Origin of the sequence: Rhizobium sp. GR12 (assembly GCF_036596185.1) — a bacterium.
GTDB classification, from domain to species: Bacteria; Pseudomonadota; Alphaproteobacteria; order Rhizobiales; family Rhizobiaceae; genus Agrobacterium; species Agrobacterium nepotum.
Genome location: NZ_JASXTH010000005.1, coordinates 117,388 through 136,124 on the forward strand (window position 1 = coordinate 117,388; position 18,737 = coordinate 136,124).

The 18,737-nt window shown below is 59.6% G+C and carries 19 protein-coding genes; 16 read left to right on the forward strand and 3 right to left on the reverse strand.

All coding sequences use genetic code 11. The features are described from left to right. Nucleotides 1-111: 111 nt before the first annotated feature. Nucleotides 112-570 (reverse strand): RDD family protein, encoded by a 459-nt coding sequence (locus QSK43_RS10300; protein ID WP_332303403.1) that lies wholly within the window; start codon nucleotides 568-570, stop codon nucleotides 112-114. A 98-nt stretch (nucleotides 571-668) separates the two neighbouring features. Beyond that, a complete protein-coding gene (gene hemB / locus QSK43_RS10305; RefSeq protein WP_045016791.1) occupies nucleotides 669-1,682 on the reverse strand; it encodes a porphobilinogen synthase in 1,014 nt (337 codons plus the stop codon). A 195-nt stretch (nucleotides 1,683-1,877) separates the two neighbouring features. Between hemB and QSK43_RS10310 the strand changes: the two genes are divergently transcribed. The 12 genes from QSK43_RS10310 (at nucleotide 1,878) to QSK43_RS10365 (ending at nucleotide 14,390) form a co-directional block, all read left to right on the forward strand. Next, nucleotides 1,878-2,315, forward strand: a complete 438-nt coding sequence (locus QSK43_RS10310; RefSeq protein ID WP_332303404.1) for a DUF6163 family protein — start codon at nucleotides 1,878-1,880, stop codon at nucleotides 2,313-2,315. Between the two features lie 234 nt (nucleotides 2,316-2,549). Continuing rightward, nucleotides 2,550-3,059 (forward strand): transcriptional regulator LdtR, encoded by a 510-nt coding sequence (gene ldtR, locus QSK43_RS10315; protein ID WP_174035327.1) that lies wholly within the window; start codon nucleotides 2,550-2,552, stop codon nucleotides 3,057-3,059. A gap of 376 nt (nucleotides 3,060-3,435) precedes the next feature. Next, nucleotides 3,436-4,767 carry a L,D-transpeptidase family protein gene (locus QSK43_RS10320; RefSeq protein ID WP_045016787.1) on the forward strand — a complete coding sequence of 444 codons (1,332 nt, stop codon included), beginning with the start codon at nucleotides 3,436-3,438 and terminating at the stop codon, nucleotides 4,765-4,767. Between the two features lie 363 nt (nucleotides 4,768-5,130). Continuing rightward, entirely contained in the window at nucleotides 5,131-6,420 is a 1,290-nt protein-coding gene (glyA, locus tag QSK43_RS10325; protein ID WP_045016785.1) for a serine hydroxymethyltransferase, read from the forward strand. 12 nt (nucleotides 6,421-6,432) lie between these two features. Continuing rightward, on the forward strand, nucleotides 6,433-6,912 hold the full coding sequence (nrdR, locus tag QSK43_RS10330; protein ID WP_003512508.1) for a transcriptional regulator NrdR: 480 nt from the start codon (nucleotides 6,433-6,435) through the stop codon (nucleotides 6,910-6,912). Nucleotides 6,913-6,914: 2 nt separating this feature from the next. Next, a complete protein-coding gene (gene ribD, locus QSK43_RS10335) occupies nucleotides 6,915-8,159 on the forward strand; it encodes a bifunctional diaminohydroxyphosphoribosylaminopyrimidine deaminase/5-amino-6-(5-phosphoribosylamino)uracil reductase RibD (protein WP_332303405.1) in 1,245 nt (414 codons plus the stop codon). Beyond that, nucleotides 8,159-8,770, forward strand: a complete 612-nt coding sequence (locus QSK43_RS10340) for a riboflavin synthase (protein ID WP_332303406.1) — start codon at nucleotides 8,159-8,161, stop codon at nucleotides 8,768-8,770. The genes ribD and QSK43_RS10340 overlap by 1 nt, the downstream gene beginning before the upstream one ends. A 269-nt stretch (nucleotides 8,771-9,039) precedes the next feature. Further along, on the forward strand, nucleotides 9,040-9,672 hold the full coding sequence (locus QSK43_RS10345; protein ID WP_332303407.1) for a LysE family translocator: 633 nt from the start codon (nucleotides 9,040-9,042) through the stop codon (nucleotides 9,670-9,672). A 164-nt stretch (nucleotides 9,673-9,836) separates the two neighbouring features. Continuing rightward, nucleotides 9,837-10,283 carry a 6,7-dimethyl-8-ribityllumazine synthase gene (gene ribH, locus QSK43_RS10350; RefSeq protein WP_045017287.1) on the forward strand — a complete coding sequence of 149 codons (447 nt, stop codon included), beginning with the start codon at nucleotides 9,837-9,839 and terminating at the stop codon, nucleotides 10,281-10,283. Nucleotides 10,284-10,287: 4 nt separating this feature from the next. Then, nucleotides 10,288-10,785, forward strand: a complete 498-nt coding sequence (gene nusB, locus QSK43_RS10355) for a transcription antitermination factor NusB (RefSeq protein ID WP_045017285.1) — start codon at nucleotides 10,288-10,290, stop codon at nucleotides 10,783-10,785. A 21-nt stretch (nucleotides 10,786-10,806) separates the two neighbouring features. Next, a complete protein-coding gene (locus tag QSK43_RS10360; RefSeq protein WP_332303408.1) occupies nucleotides 10,807-12,030 on the forward strand; it encodes an MFS transporter in 1,224 nt (407 codons plus the stop codon). A gap of 221 nt (nucleotides 12,031-12,251) precedes the next feature. Further along, nucleotides 12,252-14,390 carry a sodium-translocating pyrophosphatase gene (locus QSK43_RS10365; RefSeq protein ID WP_332303409.1) on the forward strand — a complete coding sequence of 713 codons (2,139 nt, stop codon included), beginning with the start codon at nucleotides 12,252-12,254 and terminating at the stop codon, nucleotides 14,388-14,390. Between the two features lie 75 nt (nucleotides 14,391-14,465). Here the strand turns inward: QSK43_RS10365 and QSK43_RS10370 are convergent, their stop codons facing one another. Further along, the gene (locus QSK43_RS10370) at nucleotides 14,466-14,996 is read right to left on the reverse strand and encodes an outer membrane protein assembly factor BamE (protein ID WP_045016773.1); all 531 of its coding nucleotides are present in this window, start codon (nucleotides 14,994-14,996) and stop codon (nucleotides 14,466-14,468) included. 258 nt (nucleotides 14,997-15,254) lie between these two features. Between QSK43_RS10370 and QSK43_RS10375 the strand changes: the two genes are divergently transcribed. The 4 genes from QSK43_RS10375 (at nucleotide 15,255) to QSK43_RS10390 (ending at nucleotide 18,504) form a co-directional block, all read left to right on the forward strand. After that, nucleotides 15,255-15,794 (forward strand): ubiquinol-cytochrome C chaperone family protein, encoded by a 540-nt coding sequence (locus QSK43_RS10375; protein WP_332303410.1) that lies wholly within the window; start codon nucleotides 15,255-15,257, stop codon nucleotides 15,792-15,794. A gap of 8 nt (nucleotides 15,795-15,802) precedes the next feature. Then, nucleotides 15,803-16,366 carry a YceD family protein gene (locus tag QSK43_RS10380; protein ID WP_332303411.1) on the forward strand — a complete coding sequence of 188 codons (564 nt, stop codon included), beginning with the start codon at nucleotides 15,803-15,805 and terminating at the stop codon, nucleotides 16,364-16,366. Nucleotides 16,367-16,466: 100 nt separating this feature from the next. Then, nucleotides 16,467-17,528 (forward strand): phosphate acyltransferase PlsX, encoded by a 1,062-nt coding sequence (gene plsX, locus QSK43_RS10385; RefSeq protein WP_332303412.1) that lies wholly within the window; start codon nucleotides 16,467-16,469, stop codon nucleotides 17,526-17,528. Between the two features lie 4 nt (nucleotides 17,529-17,532). Further along, nucleotides 17,533-18,504, forward strand: a complete 972-nt coding sequence (locus QSK43_RS10390) for a beta-ketoacyl-ACP synthase III (RefSeq protein WP_045016765.1) — start codon at nucleotides 17,533-17,535, stop codon at nucleotides 18,502-18,504. The last annotated feature ends 233 nt before the right edge of the window (nucleotides 18,505-18,737 follow it).

Sequence of the window (18,737 nt, forward strand, 5' to 3'; positions counted from 1 at the left end):
GCTTCAAGCGACATGCATAATATCACAGAATGGCAAAATGCCGGAAAACGTCAACTGCGAGATGCGGTATTTGCCTGATATGAAAGCCACGTTTCGTGGCTTTCCTCGATATCAGCGTGTTCTGACCATGACGGTGCCAAGCAAGAAGTCGTGAACGAGGCGCGAGCGCTCGGTAAACAGGCCCGCAAGCAGGATCAGAGGCGTCAGAACCGAGTTGATGACCCAGAAAAGCACGATGTGCACGATCGCCAGAAGAAAATCGATTCGCCGCCCGTCCATGCGCGCCATTGCTATTCCCATCGACCGCATGCCGGGCGTCGCCTGCGACGGACCGCTGAGCGTTGCGCCGAAATAAAGCACCGCCACGATGACGAACAACGCCGGATAGAGGAAGAAGCCGAGACCCAGCGTGATCACGCCTAGAAAGAAGACGATCACGGCGGCTGGAATGCACAAGAGGAGAACGATCGCATAATCGATCAGGAACGCGAAGACGCGCCGGCTCAGGACGCCGCTATAGGCGCGCCAGTCGTCCGGTGCGGCATAGGTGGGGTTCTGGTCGAGGTTCATCGGTCGTTTTCTCCTGAGAGGTTCTGACAGCTCGGCACATATGCCGTGTCAGCAGACAATATGGGAAGCAAACGACCGAATACAATAAGTGTCGGCTGTCAGCCCTTGGCGAGTTTGCGCGCGGCCTCCAAGGCGAAATAGGTCAGGACGCCGTCGCAGCCCGCACGCTTGAAGCAGAGAAGTGTTTCCATCATCACGCGCTCGCCGTCGATCCAGCCATTCATGGCCGCGGCCTTGATCTGGGTATATTCGCCGGACACCTGATAGGCGAAAGTCGGCAGCCCGAAATTCTCTTTCAGCCGCCAGCAGATGTCGAGATAGGGCAGGCCGGGTTTGACCATCAGCATGTCGGCGCCTTCCTCCACGTCGAACGCTGCGTCGCGGATCGCCTCCATGCCGTTGGCGGGGCTGATGTAATAGCTGTTCTTGTCGCCTTTCAGCAGGCCGGCCGTGGAGATGGCCTCGCGATAGGGGCCGTAATAGCCGGAGGCGAATTTCGTAGCGTAAGCCATGATGCCGACATTCTGATGCCCGGCCGCGTCGAGACCGCGACGGATGGCGCCGATGCGGCCATCCATCATTTCCGACGGCGAAATAATGTCCGAACCGGCATCGGCCTGAAGGATCGCCGCCTTGACGACCTGTTCCACCGTCTCGTCGTTGACGATCTCGTCGCCGCGAAGAATGCCGTCATGGCCGTGGCTGGTGAAGGGGTCGAGCGCGACATCGGTAATCATGCCAATATTCGGAACGGCTTTTTTGACCGCAATGGTCGCCTGATTGATGAGATTATTGGCCTCGAGCGCGTTCGAGCCGGTTTCGTCGCGCAGGTCCATCTCGATATTCGGGAAGGTCGCGATTGCGGGAATGCCGAGATCGGCGGCTTCCTTCGCTGCCTCGACCAGCCGGTCGATGCTCATGCGGTTGACGCCGGGCATCGCCGGTATGGGGTCGAGGATATTGCTGCCCGGCACGATGAAGACCGGCCAGATGAGATCATCGACGGTCAGGCGGCTTTCCTGAACCAGCCGGCGCGTCCAGTCCGCCTTGCGATTGCGTCGCATGCGGCGATGGCCGGTGATCTCGTCGACCAGATGCGTTTTGTCCTGCATGTAAGAATGTCCTTCGTATCCCGTCCAAGTCAGGAAAGCTGCATAACACGAAGCATGCGCCGTGCGAATGCGACAATGTTTCCCTTGGACTTTCCCCCTTTTGGCTTCCCCTGCGGGCAAGGACGCTTTGACAAGGCAGGCCGTGGAATTCAATATGGGCTGGTCGCCCGCCCGTCGAGACCGTATCTTCCGGCCATGGAACCTGATTCTCAACCTCTGCCGAAACGTCCGCTTACGGAAATCCTCTTTCTGGTCTTCATGAGACTGGTCGCGCTTTCCTGTTTCTGGTTCGGCCTGCAATATTGGGCGATGCTGACGGGATATTCCCTTGGAGGGCAGGGTCGGTTCGATATGCTGAACCTGCCCTGGCGGGTGGCGGGCAGCGCGCTTGCGGTGATTTTCCCCGTCGCGGCCCTCGGTCTCTGGCTCGGCGCGTCCTGGGGCGCGGTCATGTGGGTCCTGGGCGCCGGCACGCAGATCGCCATGTATAAGGTGTGGCCGCATATCTTCGGCGCCAACACGCTTGTGCCCGTCATGCAGGGTCTCGTGGCAACCATTTATATACTATTCCTGGTCGCTTTTTGGCTGGATCAGCGCCAAAATGAAGAGCGCGCAAGAATTGATTTACCATAATAATAAAGCAATTCGGCCCGTTTTTTGACCGAATTTTATCCGTAAACCATTGATTTGTAACGAATGAGCGCTGCCCATTCCCACTTCGCCACAAGTTTGGCCCGCTGGGAAAAATGCTGGTAACCATTCATTAATCGTAGCTTTTAAGTAGAATTTTATGCGCATTGATTAGGTTCTCACTCAAGGCGGGAGACAAACAAACACACCGCCAAACAAAACAGTGAGGCAGTCATGATCAATAGCAAAGTAAAGCCGCAGGCCGTTGTTGCCGACGCACATGAAGATACCATCCGTTCGCTCTACATGGAGTCGCTGCATCTGGTGGAACGTCTCCACCGCCGCCTCCTCGATGTCATCAAGGACGAGTTCGATCGTCAGGGTCGCGATGACGTCAACGCCGTTCAGGCACTCCTGCTGTTCAACATCGGCAATTCCGAACTGACGGCCGGCGAGCTTCGTTCGCGTGGTTATTACCTCGGATCGAACGTCTCCTACAACGTCAAGAAGCTGGTCGACCTCGGTCTCATCAACCACCAGCGTTCGCGCGTCGACCGCCGCTCGGTCCGCATCAGCCTGACCGAAAAGGGCCAGGAAATCGCCGAAACGGTTGCCCACCTCTATGAGCGCCACGTCGGCTCCATCGAGAAGGTCGGCGGCATCGGCACCGGCGAGTTCTCCGAAATGAACAAGCTGCTGCAGCGCCTCGACCGTTTCTGGAACGACTCGATCGCTTACCGCCTGTAATTTCCGCGACGGTTTCACTGTTGAGCCGGGGGCATCGGTTTGCCTCCGGCTTGCGGATTCGCCTTGGGACCGCGCCGCGTTCTTGTGTGTCAAGCCCCGCCTGTCGGGTGCGCCTTCGCCCTGTTTTGCAAGGAATACACAGCTTCGTGAGAAAAGGCCCGTGACACGAATTGGCCATATTGATATGGGACCCGCAAAGGTGAAGAAGCCGGCGGTTTCTCCTGCTGTCGCGGCAAGTCCCGACTGATCTGCCAGACAATGGCGCCCAGACCCTGGGCATTGAGCATTACCGGCCGGCAGACACGTTGTACGTGTTTGTTAATCATATTGATTTAGGCATTGTTCAGAATGCCGAAGAGAGTGGCTGGTAGGTGAAATGACAAAAAAATCCGTATCCGATCCCGTATCGCGTCGCGCGCTTCTGCGCTCGGCCGTTTCCGTTGGCGCTGCCGCGCTTGCCGCTCCTGCTTTTGCGCAGGATGCGTTCAACGATCTCATGGGCTCCTCGCGCCGCGGCAACTGGGATGACCAGTTCGACGCCAATTCATCGCGTTCCGCCGTCGGCGTTGTTTCCAACAATCCGGTTCTCGGACGCGAAGCGCCTGCCTACATGCAGCAGGCGATCATGCAATATCAGCAGATCGTGCAGAATGGCGGCTGGCCGGAAGTGCCAATCACGCAGCAGCGTCTTCAGATCGGCGTCTCCGACCCTTCCGTGCAGGCACTTCGCCAGCGCCTGATGGTGTCCGGCGACCTGCCGCGCGAAGCCGGTATTTCCAACGCTTTCGATTCCTACGTCGACGGTGCGCTGAAGCGCTTCCAGGCCCGCCACGGTCTTCCCGCCGATGGCGTCAGCGGCGAATATACCACCAAGGCGCTCAATGTTGCCGCCCAGATTCGTCTGGCGCAATTGCAGACCAACCTCGTACGCATCCAGTCCATGTCTGGTGATCTCGGTCAGCGCCACCTGATGGTCAACATTCCGGCCGCCGCCATCGAGGCGGTTGAGAATGAACGCGTCGTCCTGCGCAACACGGCCGTCGTCGGCCGCGCCAGCCGCCCGACCCACGTCATCAATTCCAAGATTTACGAGGTCATCCTCAACCCTTACTGGACAGCACCGCGCTCGATTGTCGAAAAGGACATCGTGCCGCTGATGCAGAAGGACCCGACCTATCTGGAGCGGAACAACATCCGTCTCATCGATGGCAAGGGACAGGAAGTTTCGCCGACATCGGTCGACTGGTTCGCGCCGAAGGCCCCGAACCTGATGTTCCGTCAGGACCCCGGCAAGATCAACGCCATGTCCTCGACGAAGATCAACTTCCACAATCCGAACAACGAGTATATGCACGATACGCCGCAGCAGGGCCTGTTCAACAAGCTGATGCGGTTCGAATCCTCCGGCTGCGTGCGCGTGCAGAACGTGCGCGACCTTACGAGCTGGCTGCTGCGCGACACGCCCGGCTGGTCGCGCCAGGAAATGGAACGCGTCATCGCAACCCGCGTCAACACCCCGATCAAGCTGGGGCAGGAAGTTCCGGTCTATTTCGTCTATATCACCGCATGGTCGGCGAAGGACGGCGTGGTGCAGTTCCGCGACGACATCTATGAAAAAGACGGCAATGCCGAACTGGCGCTCAACACGACGACCGGCATCGAGCAGCCGGCTGGTCCTGTCGATGACGACCTGTTGCCGCGCAACTGATCAGGCTTTGCTGGCCTTTGCGGATGCGGCGTAGCCCTCATACGCCGTCACCCCGGACTTGATCCGGGGTCCAGCGCGATCAAGTCTTTGATCGCAAAAGACTCCTCTCACGGCGCGGACGCGCCGTGGCTGGATGCCGGATCAAGTCCGGCATGACGGAGGAGAGGTTGTCGCCTTTCTCCACAAGTCTTGATCCTTCCCGCCAGGCGCCGCTTTTTTTCTTTTCGCCGCTGCTTTTGAAAAAAGAACTGTCGTTTTTCGTTGTGACGTCGCAGTTTGACGGGCAAATCTCGTTGCCCGTATTGCTCTTGTCCGGGCAGGGCGCTAAGACGCCTTCGCATTACTGTTTCAGGAGCCTTCACCATGTCGAACACAGATGCTTTCTTCTCCCGTCCGCTTGCCGAAGTCGATCCGGATATTTTCGGCGCGATCGAGAAGGAACTGGGTCGCCAGCGCCACGAGATCGAACTGATCGCCTCGGAAAACATCGTTTCCCGCGCCGTGCTTGAAGCGCAGGGTTCGATCATGACCAACAAATATGCCGAAGGTTATCCGGGCAAGCGTTATTACGGCGGCTGCCAGTTCGTGGATATCGCCGAAGAGCTTGCCATCGAACGCGCCAAGAAGCTGTTCGGCGTCAACTTCGCCAACGTCCAGCCGAATTCCGGTTCGCAGATGAACCAGGCCGTGTTCCTCGCGCTCTTGCAGCCGGGCGACACGTTCATGGGTCTCGACCTGAACTCGGGAGGCCATCTGACGCACGGTTCGCCGGTCAACATGTCCGGCAAGTGGTTCAACGTCGTGTCCTACGGCGTGCGCGAAGGCGACAACCTGCTCGACATGGACGATGTTGCAGAGAAGGCGCGCACCCACAAGCCGAAGCTCATCATCGCTGGCGGCACGGCATATTCCCGCATCTGGGACTGGAAGCGTTTCCGCGAGATCGCAGATGAAGTCGGCGCGTACCTCATGGTCGACATGGCGCATATCGCTGGTCTCGTTGCCGGTGGCCAGCATCCGTCGCCGTTCCCGCATTGCCACGTTGCTACCACCACGACGCACAAGTCGCTGCGGGGCCCGCGCGGTGGCGTTATCCTGACCAATGACGAAGATCTGGCCAAGAAGTTCAACTCGGCCGTTTTCCCGGGTCTTCAGGGCGGTCCGCTGATGCACATCATCGCTGCCAAGGCCGTTGCCTTCGGTGAAGCGTTGCAGCCGGAATTCCAGGACTATGCCGCACAGGTCGTCAAGAACGCCAAGGTGCTTGCCGAAACGCTGATTGAAGGTGGTCTGGACGTCGTCTCCGGCGGCACCGACAACCACCTGATGCTGGTTGACCTTCGCAAGAAGAACGCCACCGGCAAACGGGCGGAAGCAGCCCTCGGCCGCGCTTACGTCACCTGCAACAAGAACGGCATTCCTTTCGATCCGGAAAAGCCCTTCGTCACTTCAGGTGTACGTCTCGGCACGCCGGCCGGCACGACGCGCGGTTTCAAGGAAGCGGAATTCCGCGAAATCGGCAAGCTGATCGTCGAGGTTCTCGATGGTCTGAAGGTCGCCAATTCGGATGAGGGCAATGCTGCCGTCGAGGCTGCGGTGCGCGAAAAGGTCGTCGGTCTGACCGACCGTTTCCCGATGTATCCGTACATGTAAGGAAGTAAAAAGATGCGCTGCCCATTTTGCGGTTCCGAAGACACGCAGGTCAAGGACTCGCGTCCGGCGGAGGATAACACCTCCATCCGCCGGCGGCGCATCTGCCCCGATTGCGGCGGCCGCTTCACGACCTATGAGCGCGTGCAATTGCGCGAGCTGATGGTCATCAAGAAAAGCGGCCGCAAGCTGCCCTTCGACCGGGAAAAGCTGGTGCGGTCCTTCGAGATCGCGCTGCGCAAGCGTCCGGTTGACCGGGACCGGATCGAGCGGGCCGTCTCCGGCATCGCCCGCCGTCTGGAAAGTTCCGGCGAGACGGAGATTCCCTCGGAAGAAATCGGCCTGCAGGTTCTGGAAGCGTTGAAGAGCCTCGATGACGTGGCCTTCGTGCGCTACGCCTCGGTTTATCGCGATTTCAGCCATGCCGAGGATTTCGAGAATGTGATTGCCGAAATCAACGCCAAGATCGCCCGCGATACCGACGCCGGAGCATAGTCGTGACGAGCCGCGCCGATGACGAAAAATTCATGGCCCGGGCAATCGAGGTTTCCCTGCGCCATCAGGGCCAGACGCTCACCAACCCATCGGTTGGCTGCGTTCTCGTAAAAGACGGAAAAATCATCGCTGAAGCGGTAACCGCCATTGGCGGCCGCCCCCATGCCGAGCGGCAGGCGCTGGAGATAGCTGGCGAGGCGGCGCGCGGCGCCACTGCCTATGTCACGCTCGAACCCTGCTCGCACTGGGGCAAGACGCCGCCCTGCGCCAATGCGCTGGTCGAATACGGCGTGGCCCGTGTGGTGGTTGCCGTGGACGATCCGGATGAGCGTGTTTCCGGCCGCGGTTACTCCATATTGCGGGATGCGGGCATTGTGGTGGAAACCGGTCTGTTGCGCGCCGAAGGCAAGAGAGCGCTTGCGGCTTACCTCACACGTCAGGTGAAAAAACGCCCGCATGTGATTCTGAAGCTTGCCATTTCCGCCGATGGCATGATCGGCAGGAGAGGTGCAGGGCAGGTGGCGATCACCGGGCATGAGGCTCGCCACGCCGTGCATGAACTGAGAGCGCGCTGTGATTGCATCCTTGTGGGGATCGGGACTGCGATTGCGGATGATCCGGAATTGACGGTCCGCATCGCTGGTCTCGAAGATCGCTCGCCGGTGCGCATCGTGCTGGATCGCAAGTTTGAACTGCCGTTGATGTCTAAGCTGGTGGGAAGTGCCCGCGAGGTGCCGGTGGTCGTTGCGGCATTACCCCCCTCTGCCCTGCCGGGCATCTCCCCCTCAAGGGGGGAGATCGATGGAGCGCCGCTCCATCAGGCATTAATGGCTGGAGAGTGGGAAATGGGACAAGGTTTTGAGCGAGCGGATAGCCCCTTGCCGATCTCCCCCCTTGAGGGGGAGATGCCCGGCAGGGCAGAGGGGGGTAACCCGGACCGCAAACGCCAACAACTAACCGACGCAGGCGTCGAAATCCTAGAAGCATCAACCCTCGAAAACCTCCTCCACATCCTCGCCGAACGCGGCATGTCGGAACTTCTGGTCGAAGGCGGCGCTTTTGCCGCAAAATCATTCCTTGAAGCTGATCTGGTGGACCGTATCATGCTGTTCGAAAGCCCGGTCGTGATCGGTGAAGGCGGGATTGAAACGCCGCTCAACCGCACCGATATTCCGGGCGATTATGTTTTGGTCAGCGAAACAGCCTACGGGCCGGACCGCTGCTTCGATTATGAAAGGCCGCTTTGATGTTTACCGGAATTGTCACCGATGTTGGAACCGTGTCCGAACTGGAAGCTCTGGCCGAAGGCATCCGTCTGCGGGTGGCGACCAATTATGATCCGAAAACCATCGATATGGGCGCGTCCATCTCCCATGGTGGCGTCTGCCTGACAGTGACGAGATTGCCGGAAGACGGCAGCAACGAGCGCTGGTACGAGGTAGAGGCTTGGGAAGAGGCACTGCGCCTGACGACGATTGCGGACTGGCAGAAGGGCACGCATGTCAATCTGGAGCGCGCGCTGAAGATCGGCGACGAGCTTGGCGGCCACATCGTTTCCGGCCATGTCGATGGCAGGGCGGAAATCCTGTCGGTCGAGTCGGAAGGCGAGGCGGTCCGCATCCGCCTGCGCGCCCCGGATCATCTGGCGAAATTCGTGGCGCCCAAGGGTTCCATCGCGCTGGATGGCACTTCGCTGACCGTCAACGCCGTCGAAGGCACGGATTTCGACGTGCTCCTGATCCGCCATACGCTCACCGTCACCACATGGGGCGAACGCCAGCCGGGCGATTTCGTCAATTTCGAAGTCGACACCATGGCGCGTTACGCCGCAAGGCTTGCGGAATTTCCTTCCCAGTAAGCTGAGGAGGTTCCAAGGCTGAAGATTTCTCTCTCGTCATTCCGGCCTTGAGCCGGAATCCAGCCAGCCCAAGTCTTTGGGATGAAAGGGCTTTTCTCGCCGCGCAGACGCGCGTCGGCTGGATGCCGGATCAGGTCCGGCATGACGGAGGTGGCGTTGCCTTCATCAATAATCGCTGCAGACCGATTGTTGTTCTACGGATTGCTTCCGCTTGACACGCAAACGTAATAAAGACGTCTGTAGGCCCAAACGGGGCAGGGGAACACATCATGCCGTCTTTCGAACTGCTGACAGCCTTTTTTATCACCACCGCCCTGTTTGCATACATCCCCGGTCCGGCCATGCTTTATGCGGCGGCGCAGACCATGGCACGCGGCAGGTTTGCCGGACTGATGGCGGTTCTCGGCATCCATGTCGGCTGCTATTTCCACATCGTTGCCTCGGCGGCCGGGCTTTCGGTACTGTTTCAGGCGGTGCCCTGGCTTTATCTCGCTGTAAAGCTCTGCGGCGCGCTCTATCTCATCTGGCTCGGCTTCTCGATGCTGCGCAGCAAGCTCGAAGGCGAGGCCGTCAATCTGACCATAGAACCGAAATCGGCAAGGCGCGCGTTCATCGACAGCATCATCGTCGATGTGCTCAATCCGAAGACGGCGCTGTTCTTTCTGGCGTTTCTGCCGCAATTCGTCGATCCGGCGGCGGCCTTCCCGGTCTGGCTGCAATTGCTGATCCTCGGCATCGCCGTCAATTTCATCTTTTCTTCCGCCGATCTCGTCGGCGTGCTTCTGGCAGGGGCCATGGTCGGGCGCCTGAAGCGTTCCAGCAGGGTGCAGGTACTTGCCCGCCGCGCGGCCGGAACGGTGCTGATGGGGCTCGGCATCCATCTGGCATTCCAGAAAACCTGATTTTCGCGTGCTGCGCCGGATAAGGCGTAAAACCGGCCAAATGCCCCGCAAACGGGGCCTCTTGCGCGGGTGACACATGAAATTACTTGCCAAAAACGGCCAGCCGTGGTTTGACCGCCGCAAAAGCCGGTATGATCCGGCCCGAACCTTTTCAGGAAAATCCCATGTCCAAACCCCATCTTCTTATCGTGGAAGCACGCTTTTACGACGATATGGCAGACGCTCTTCTCGAAGGCGCGAAATTCGCGCTCGATGAGGCAGGCGCAACCTATGACGTCATCACGGTTCCTGGCGCGCTCGAAATCCCCGCTGCCATTGCCATGGCGCTGGATGGCGGCGACAACGAAGGCACGGAATATGAAGGTTTCGTAGCGCTCGGCATGGTCATTCGTGGCGAGACCTACCACTTCGACATCGTCTCCAACGAATCCTCGCGCGCCCTGATGGATCTCGCCGTCAGCGAATCGCTCGCCATCGGCAATGGCATCCTCACCGTCGAAAACGACGAGCAGGCATGGGCGCGTGTGCGCCGTTCCGACAAGGACAAGGGTGGTTTTGCCGCTCGCGCTGCGTTGACGATGATCGAGCTCAAGAAAAAACTGGGTGGCTGAACGCATGTCGGATATTGAAAATGGCGGCGAACCGCGCCAGCCTTCGGTAAAGCCCGCCAACCAGCGCGGTGCTGCGCGTCTTGCTGCCGTACAGGCGCTTTACCAGATGGATGTCGGCGGAACCGGCGTGGTGGAAGTCGTGGCGGAGTACGAGGCGCATCGCCTCGGACAGGAAGTTGACGGCGATACCTATCTGAAGGCCGATCCTTCCTGGTTCCGTTCCATTGTATCCGGCGTTGTCCGCGACCAGACGAAGATCGACCCTCTGGTCCGTTCGGCACTTCTGGAAGACTGGCCGCTGTCGCGTCTTGACGCCACCGTGCGCGCCATCCTGCGTGCCGGCACTTTCGAGATTCTCGAGCGCAAGGACGTGCCGGTCGCCGTCATCGTGACCGAATATGTCGAAATCGCCCGTGCTTTCTTCGAACACGACGAGCCGAAGCTGGTGAACGCGGTTCTGGACCGCATCGCCAAGCAGGTGCGCGGCGAGGCAAAACGCTAAAATACCTTAGGTGAGGAAGACATGAGCGACGTTTCCGTCCCCGGACTTGAAGTTCAACTGGACGAGGCGAAGCGCAACGTCTTCCTTCTGACCACCGCGCAGGCGATCATGGGATCGGCTGCGCCCTTGAGCTTTTCGGTCGGTGCGCTCGCCGGTTATCAGTTGCTCGGCGCGGACAAGTCGCTGGCAACTGCGCCGCTCACCGGTTTCAACATCGGCGTGGCGCTTGGCGCCATCTGCGTTGCTGCGGCGTCGCGTTTTCTCGGCCGCAAGGCCGGTTTCATGGTCGGTGCGCTGATGTCCTCGATTGGTGGCGGCATCGCTGCCGTGGCGCTTTTCCGCTCCGACTTCTGGCTATTCGCCATCGGCCTGCTGTTGATCGGCATTTCCGGCGGCTTCACGCAGAAAATCCGCTTCGCCGCCGCCGATGCATCGCCCTCCTTCTACAAACCGAAGGCCATTTCCTGGATATTGGCGGGCGGTATCATCTCGGCCATCGTCGGGCCGCAGCTTGCCATTTTCGGCAAGGATGTCTTCGCGCCGGTCACCTTCGCCGGCGCTTTCATCGCGCTGGTGCCGCTCGGCATCATTGCCATCGTCATTCTGTCATTTCTGAAGTTACCGGATCCGAAGGCGGCGTCCATCCACGCGCAGGCGGCGCGACCCCTGTCGGAAATCGTCCGCACGCGCCGTTTCATCACCGGCATGGTCTGCGGCATCGGTTCCTACGCGTTGATGACCTTCATGATGACCGGCGCGCCGCTCGCCATGGTGATCGGCTGCGGTTTTCCGACAGAACTTGCGACGCTCGGCATCCAGTGGCACGTTCTCGCCATGTTCGGCCCGAGTTTCTTCACCGGCATGCTGATTGCGCGATTCGGTGCGGAAAAAATCGTAGCAGCCGGTCTCGTGGTGCTGATGGCCTGCGCTGTGGTCGCGCATATGGGCATCGAATTGTGGAATTTCTGGGCGGCGCTGATTCTTCTCGGGCTTGGCTGGAACTTCGGCTTTATCGGCGCAACCGCCATCATCACGTCAAGCTACCGCCCGCATGAGGCGGACAAGGTGCAGGGCTTTCACGATATCGTGCTGTTCGGCACGGTGGCGCTTTCGTCCTTCTCTTCCGGCAAGGTGTTCACGGCCTGGGGCTGGTCGGTGATGAACCTCGTCATCTGGCCCGTTGCGGGTCTTTGCCTGCTGCTGGTCGTGTCTCTGCTGCTGACCCCACGCAGGAACGCCGCGTAAGATCGCGTTCGTTCTCTACCCCTTTCATGTTTCAGGCGAATTTGTGGGCTTGACGCCGCGCCTTTCGCCAACGCAATCTTGCCGCGCAGGTCATTTTTCCTTGGGAGGGGAATATATGGCCACGACAGGACCTGGTGCGCACATGATCGCGCCGGTCCTTGCACAAGGTTTCGCCACGCCGGGGAGGGAGTGAGACCCGGCCTATTGGGAGGTAAGTGCGCATGACCGTAATACCCATAGTCATTTTATGTGGGGTCCTGTCCGTGGTTTACGCGGCATGGACAACCAAGAGCGTTCTCGATGCCGATCAGGGCAACGAGCGTATGCGTGAAATAGCAGGTTTTATCCGTGAAGGTGCGCAGGCTTATCTCACCCGTCAGTATCTCACCATCGCCATCGTCGGATTGATCGTCGCCGTTCTTGCCTGGTATCTGCTGTCGGCAATGGCAGCCGCCGGTTTCCTCGTCGGCGCGGTGCTTTCCGGGCTTGCCGGTTTCATTGGCATGCATGTTTCGGTCAGGGCCAATCTGCGCACCGCGCAGGCCGCGTCCCACAGCCTTTCCGCCGGTCTCGACATCGCCTTCAAGTCGGGCGCCATCACCGGCATGCTGGTGGCGGGTCTCGCGCTGCTCGGCGTCTCCATTTATTATTTCATCCTGACCTCGGTCATGGGCCATCCGGCCGGATCGCGCGAAGTGATCGACGCGCTGGTGTCGCTCGGTTTCGGTGCGTCCCTTATCTCCATCTTCGCCCGTCTCGGCGGCGGCATCTTCACCAAGGGCGCGGATGTCGGCGGCGATCTCGTCGGCAAGGTCGAGGCTGGCATTCCGGAGGACGACCCCCGCAACCCGGCAACGATCGCCGACAATGTCGGCGACAATGTCGGTGACTGCGCCGGCATGGCGGCCGACCTTTTCGAGACCTATGCCGTCTCGGTGGTCGCGACCATGGTGCTTGCCTCGATCTTCTTTGCCGGAACGCCCATACTTGAAAGCGCCATGACCTATCCGCTGGCGATTTGCGGCGCCTGCATCCTGACCTCGATTGCCGGAACCTTCTTCGTCAAGCTCGGCACCAACAATTCCATCATGGGCGCGCTCTATAAAGGGCTGATCGCCACCGGCATCTTCTCGATCGCCGGCCTCGCGGTTGCCACCTATGCGACGGTCGGCTGGGGAACCATCGGCACCGTTGCCGGAATGGAGATCACCGGCGCGAACCTCTTCCTGTGCGGCATCGTCGGCCTTGTCGTGACGGCGCTGATCGTGGTCATCACCGAATATTATACCGGTACCAACAAACGCCCGGTCAACTCCATCGCGCAGGCATCGGTGACCGGCCACGGCACCAACGTCATCCAGGGCCTAGCGGTCTCGCTGGAATCGACGGCGCTGCCGGCCATCGTCATCGTCGGCGGCATCATCGGAACCTACCAGCTCGCCGGCCTGTTCGGCACCGGCATCGCGGTCACCGCCATGCTTGGGCTGGCGGGCATGATCGTCGCGCTCGACGCTTTCGGTCCGGTAACGGACAATGCCGGCGGCATTGCCGAAATGGCCGGTCTCGATCCGGATGTGCGCAAGGCGACCGATGCGCTGGATGCCGTCGGCAACACCACCAAGGCCGTGACCAAGGGTTACGCCATCGGCTCGGCCGGTCTCGGCGCGCTGGTGCTGTTTGCGGCCTATTCCAACGACCTGGCCTATTTCGCCGCCAATGGCGACACCTATCCTTACTTCAAGGACATTGGCGAAATATCCTTCAGCCTTGCCAATCCTTACGTCGTTGCCGGTCTGCTGTTCGGCGGCATGATCCCCTATCTTTTCGGCGGCATCGCCATGACGGCGGTCGGCAAGGCCGCAAGTTCGATCGTGGAAGAAGTGCGCCGGCAGTTCCGGGAAAAACCCGGCATCATGGCCGGCACGGAAAAACCGGATTACGGCAGGGCGGTCGATCTTTTGACCAAGGCGGCGATCAAGGAGATGATCATTCCGTCGCTGCTGCCGGTTCTGGCGCCGCTCGTCGTTTATTTCGGCGTACTTCTGATCTCCGGCTCCAAGGCCTCGGCCTTTGCGGCGCTGGGCGCGTCTCTGCTCGGCGTCATCATCAACGGACTGTTCGTGGCCATTTCCATGACCTCCGGCGGCGGCGCGTGGGATAATGCCAAGAAGAGCTTCGAGGATGGTTTCGTCGACAAGGACGGCGTGCGCCACATCAAGGGTTCGGACGCCCACAAGGCGTCGGTGACGGGTGATACGGTCGGCGATCCTTACAAGGACACCGCCGGTCCTGCCGTCAACCCGGCCATCAAGATCACCAACATCGTGGCGCTGCTGCTGCTGGCGGTTCTTGCCGGCTGAACACCTTCCGGGTTTACACAGAGAAAAGGCCCGTGGAGCGATCCACGGGCCTTTGGTTTTGCCGTTCTGTTCCGGTCAGGGTGTGTTGTTGCCCTGACCGAGAATGCTCTTGGCGATATTGGCGCCCGAGGTGCCGCCGGAGAGCAGCTGCTGCAGGAAGGTGAGATCCTTGCCGCCGGTCGGGGTGGTGCGCGAAATGCTGTCGAAGACCTTGCCGTCCTGCAGCGCGTAATTCGCCTTGCGCTCGATCACGCCGTCCTTGTTGAAATAGATGGCGAGAATGTTCTGCTCGACCAGCGTCGGCTTCATGAAAGCGGCGCGGCGCACGCGCTTCTGCGAGATGTAGTAGAAAACCTCGTTGCCGAAGGTCGCCGTGGTCGAGGGCGTGCCCATGGTCAAGAGAACCTGCTCGCGGCTGGAACCTTCCGGGATCAGCTGAAGCGACTGCTCGTCCATGATGTAGCCGTTGTGAAACACGTCGGTGGTTTTGGTGCAGGCGGAAAGCAGGCCGGACGCGATGACGATTGCGATGGCGGTCTTGCTCAGAATTTTGCCGTGACTTGCGGATTTCTGCTTGCTCAACTGCTTTTCTCCGACTGCGATCATGAATGGCACCTTCCGGCATTGCGTGATGCACAGTGTCTGTGCACATGATTGTGTCAATCCGGGGACGGAAAAACCCGATCACCCCTCAATTTCAATGCTTTCCCGGCCTTTTGGCACTCCTCGGTCTCTTCGACTGTTTCAGCCGAAAGACGAACGTGACCGCGACAGCATTGCAATTCGTGGATGCTTCGGTAAACCAGCTTTGGCGATCATGCAACAAGTGCGATGGGCGGTTCACCAGCCCGTTCGGAAAAAAAGATGATATTCGGGCTGTTCAAGAAGAAAAACAACAACCGCGCCGTAGTCGACCGGCAATACGCGACCTTGACGGCTGCCGCACGCACGCCCGCTTTTTATCTCGATCTCGGCGTCCCAGACACTGTGATGGGCCGCTTCGAGATGCTGTCGGTCATCATGATTCTCTATTTCCGCCGCACCAAATCCTCCGGCGTCAGCGGGCAGGAAATTGCCCAGGAGATCGTCGACGCCTTTTTTCAGGATATCGATCATTCCATCCGTGAACTTGGTATCGGCGACCAGGGCGTGCCGAAAAGAATGAAGAAATTCGCCGGCATGTTCTACGGGCGGCTCGAATCCTACGCGGCGGCGCTGGATGCATCCGACCCCGTTGCCCTTGCCGCGGCCCTACGGCGCAATATATATCCGCAGACAGATGAGAAGGCACCGCAATTGGACGGGCTGGCGGGCTGGATGATGGAAACATCTTCCGTCCTCGCTGCCAAGTCTGAAGATACAATCGCAACCGGAAGCCTGACGCTGCCCTTGCCTGGACAATGAGATTTGAGATGAACGCGCGACACCCCGCAAATGACGACCTGCCTTTTTCCTATCCCGTAAAGGTAGGTCATATTTCCGCCAATCCCGTCAGGATTGGTCTCGAAGCCAATGCCGAGGAGCTGAAGGCGCTGGCGAAATTCTGGAATGTGCTTTCCGTCGAATATCTGAAGGCGGAATTGCAGGTTACCCGCTGGAAGAGGGATGGCGTGAAGATCAAGGGCGAGGTGCATGCCGCCGTGACCCAGGCCTGCATCGTGACGCTGGAGCCGGTCTCCAGCAAGATCGACGAGACCGTGGAGCATATTTTCGTGCCGGAAGGATCGAAGCTGGCGCGGATGGTGACCAATGAGGAAGGCGAGATCATACTGGACCCCGACGGCCCTGACATTCCCGACCAGTTTACCGGCGACAGCATCGATGTCGGCGCTGCGGTCGCGGAATTCGCCGCCCTTGCGATCGATCCCTATCCGCGCAAATCGGACATTGAATTTACCGACACGACCGTCGACGAGCCTGAAGAAGAAAAGCGCCCATCGCCTTTCGCCGTGTTGAAAGACTGGAAAAAAGACTGAATGGCCCGAACCGGCTGAAATAAATATATTGTATCAGAAGCCGGAAAAGGTATTTTCGCGCGAAATCCGCTTGAGTGGCGGCAAGAAGGATAAGGGACGAGTGATCAGAATAGCGATTGACGTCATGGGTGGCGATTTCGGCCCTGATGTTGCCATACCCGGTGCCGCCAAGGCGCTTGAACGGCACAACGATGTAACTTTTCTGCTCTACGGGCAGAAAGGCAAATGCGAACCCATTCTGGCACAGTACCCCGCGCTACGGGAAAAGTCGGTCTTTCACGATTGTGAAATCTCGGTCGCGATGGATGAAAAGCCGAGCCAGGCGCTTCGCCGCGGCCGCTATGTCTCCAGCATGTGGCGCGCCATCGAGGCCGTGAAGCTTGGCGAGGCGGATGTTGCCGTCTCCGCCGGCAATACCGGCGCGCTGATGGCCATGGCCAAATTCTGTTTGCGCACCATGGCGCGGGTGGAACGTCCGGCTATCGCCGGCATATGGCCGACGCTGAAAGGCGAAAGCATCGTGCTCGATGTCGGTGCCACGATCGGCGCCGATTCCCAGCAATTGCTCGATTTCGCCCTGATGGGCGGCGCCATGGCGCGCGCGCTTTTCGATATCGACCGTCCCACCGTCGGCCTGCTCAATGTTGGCGTCGAGGAGGTGAAGGGTCAGGAAGAAGTGCGTGAGGCCGGACGCCTGATCCGCGAGGCCGATCTCGGCACCATCGATTATCGCGGTTTCGTCGAGGGCGACGATATCGGCAAGGGCACGGTGGATGTGGTGGTGACGGAGGGTTTCACCGGCAACATCGCGCTGAAAGCCGCCGAAGGCACGGCGCGCCAGATCACCACGCTGTTGCGTGAGGCGATCTCCCGCAGCTTCTTTGCCAAGATCGGCTATATCCTGGCGAAAAGCGCTTTCGATGTGCTCAGAGAAAAAATGGACCCGCGCAAGGTCAATGGCGGTGTGTTTCTCGGCCTGAACGGTATTGTCATCAAAAGCCATGGCGGCACGGACGCCATCGGTTTTGCCTCCGCCGTCGATGTCGGCTACGACATGGTCCATAACGGCCTTACGGCAAAAATTGAAAATGATCTGAAGATTTACCACGCAAGACGGCTTCCGCCCCCGGCGCCCGAAGCTCTCGTGGCTGACGAGGAATAAGGGAATGATCCGCTCTATCGTATGTGGTTTCGGGGCAGCGCTTCCGAAGCGAGTCATGACCAACGGTGAAATCGAAGGGGTTGTCGAGACCTCCGACGAATGGATCGTGCAGCGCACGGGTATCCGGCAGCGCTACATTGCCGGCGAAGGCGAGACGACCGCTTCGCTCGGCGAGGCGGCGGCCCGCGCGGCGCTCGACAATGCCGGCCTGACGCCCGATGACATCGATCTCATCATTCTGGCGACGTCGACACCGGACAACACCTTTCCGGCAACGGCGGTGAACATTCAGAACCGTCTCGGCATGACCCACGGTTTCGCCTTCGACATGCAGGCCGTCTGCTCCGGCTTCGTCTACGCTGTGGCGACAGCCGATCTCTACATTCGCGGTGGCATGGCCAAGCGCGTACTGGTGATCGGCTCGGAAACATTCTCGCGTATTCTCGACTGGAAGGATCGCACCACCTGCGTTCTGTTCGGCGATGGTGCTGGCGCACTCGTCATCGAGGCCGGCGAAGGCGAGGGCACCTCCGGCGATCGCGGCATCCTGACCTCGCAGCTGCGCTCCGACGGTTCGCACAAGGAGAAGCTTTACGTCGATGGCGGGCCTTCCACGACAGGCACGGTCGGTCATCTGCGCATGGAAGGCCGGGAAGTGTTCAAGCACGCCGTCGGCATGATCACCGACGTCATCGAACAGGCTTTCGAGGCGACGGGCACGACGGCTGATGATCTCGACTGGCTCGTTCCGCATCAGGCCAACAAGCGCATCATCGATGGATCGGCGAAAAAGCTCAACATCGATCCGGAAAAAGTGGTCATCACCGTCGATAAGCACGGCAATACCTCGGCCGCTTCCATTCCGCTGGCGCTCGCCGTTGCGGCCGGAGACGGGCGCATCAAGAAGGGCGATCTGGTCATGCTGGAAGCCATGGGCGGCGGTTTCACCTGGGGTGCGGTGCTGCTGCGCTGGTAGCGGCTGATTTTGGTGTTTCCCGGGGCAATGCCGAAAAATCGGTCGTGATTTTCGCGGCTTTGTCCCGATCAAACGCGTCGAAGCGGCCCGCGCTTGCGGCAAAACCGTGCCGGTCGCTCTAAGCCATTGCACTGATTGCCGAAAGCCTCAAATGAATCTGGAACAATCCCTTGACCGGTCGCCACAAGGGAAATAATCTCGCTCACTCCTAGAGAAAAATTCAGACACGGTTT

Coding starts and splice junctions, on each gene's coding strand:
- QSK43_RS10300 (WP_332303403.1), bottom strand. CDS start 570: ATGAACCTCGACCAGAACCCCACCTATGCCGCACCGGACGACTGGCGC.
- hemB (WP_045016791.1), bottom strand. CDS start 1,682: ATGCAGGACAAAACGCATCTGGTCGACGAGATCACCGGCCATCGCCGC.
- QSK43_RS10310 (WP_332303404.1), top strand. CDS start 1,878: ATGGAACCTGATTCTCAACCTCTGCCGAAACGTCCGCTTACGGAAATC.
- QSK43_RS10320 (WP_045016787.1), top strand. CDS start 3,436: ATGACAAAAAAATCCGTATCCGATCCCGTATCGCGTCGCGCGCTTCTG.
- glyA (WP_045016785.1), top strand. CDS start 5,131: ATGTCGAACACAGATGCTTTCTTCTCCCGTCCGCTTGCCGAAGTCGAT.
- nrdR (WP_003512508.1), top strand. CDS start 6,433: ATGCGCTGCCCATTTTGCGGTTCCGAAGACACGCAGGTCAAGGACTCG.
- QSK43_RS10340 (WP_332303406.1), top strand. CDS start 8,159: ATGTTTACCGGAATTGTCACCGATGTTGGAACCGTGTCCGAACTGGAA.
- QSK43_RS10345 (WP_332303407.1), top strand. CDS start 9,040: ATGCCGTCTTTCGAACTGCTGACAGCCTTTTTTATCACCACCGCCCTG.
- ribH (WP_045017287.1), top strand. CDS start 9,837: ATGTCCAAACCCCATCTTCTTATCGTGGAAGCACGCTTTTACGACGAT.
- nusB (WP_045017285.1), top strand. CDS start 10,288: ATGTCGGATATTGAAAATGGCGGCGAACCGCGCCAGCCTTCGGTAAAG.
- QSK43_RS10360 (WP_332303408.1), top strand. CDS start 10,807: ATGAGCGACGTTTCCGTCCCCGGACTTGAAGTTCAACTGGACGAGGCG.
- QSK43_RS10365 (WP_332303409.1), top strand. CDS start 12,252: ATGACCGTAATACCCATAGTCATTTTATGTGGGGTCCTGTCCGTGGTT.
- QSK43_RS10370 (WP_045016773.1), bottom strand. CDS start 14,996: ATGATCGCAGTCGGAGAAAAGCAGTTGAGCAAGCAGAAATCCGCAAGT.
- QSK43_RS10375 (WP_332303410.1), top strand. CDS start 15,255: ATGATATTCGGGCTGTTCAAGAAGAAAAACAACAACCGCGCCGTAGTC.
- QSK43_RS10380 (WP_332303411.1), top strand. CDS start 15,803: ATGAACGCGCGACACCCCGCAAATGACGACCTGCCTTTTTCCTATCCC.
- QSK43_RS10390 (WP_045016765.1), top strand. CDS start 17,533: ATGATCCGCTCTATCGTATGTGGTTTCGGGGCAGCGCTTCCGAAGCGA.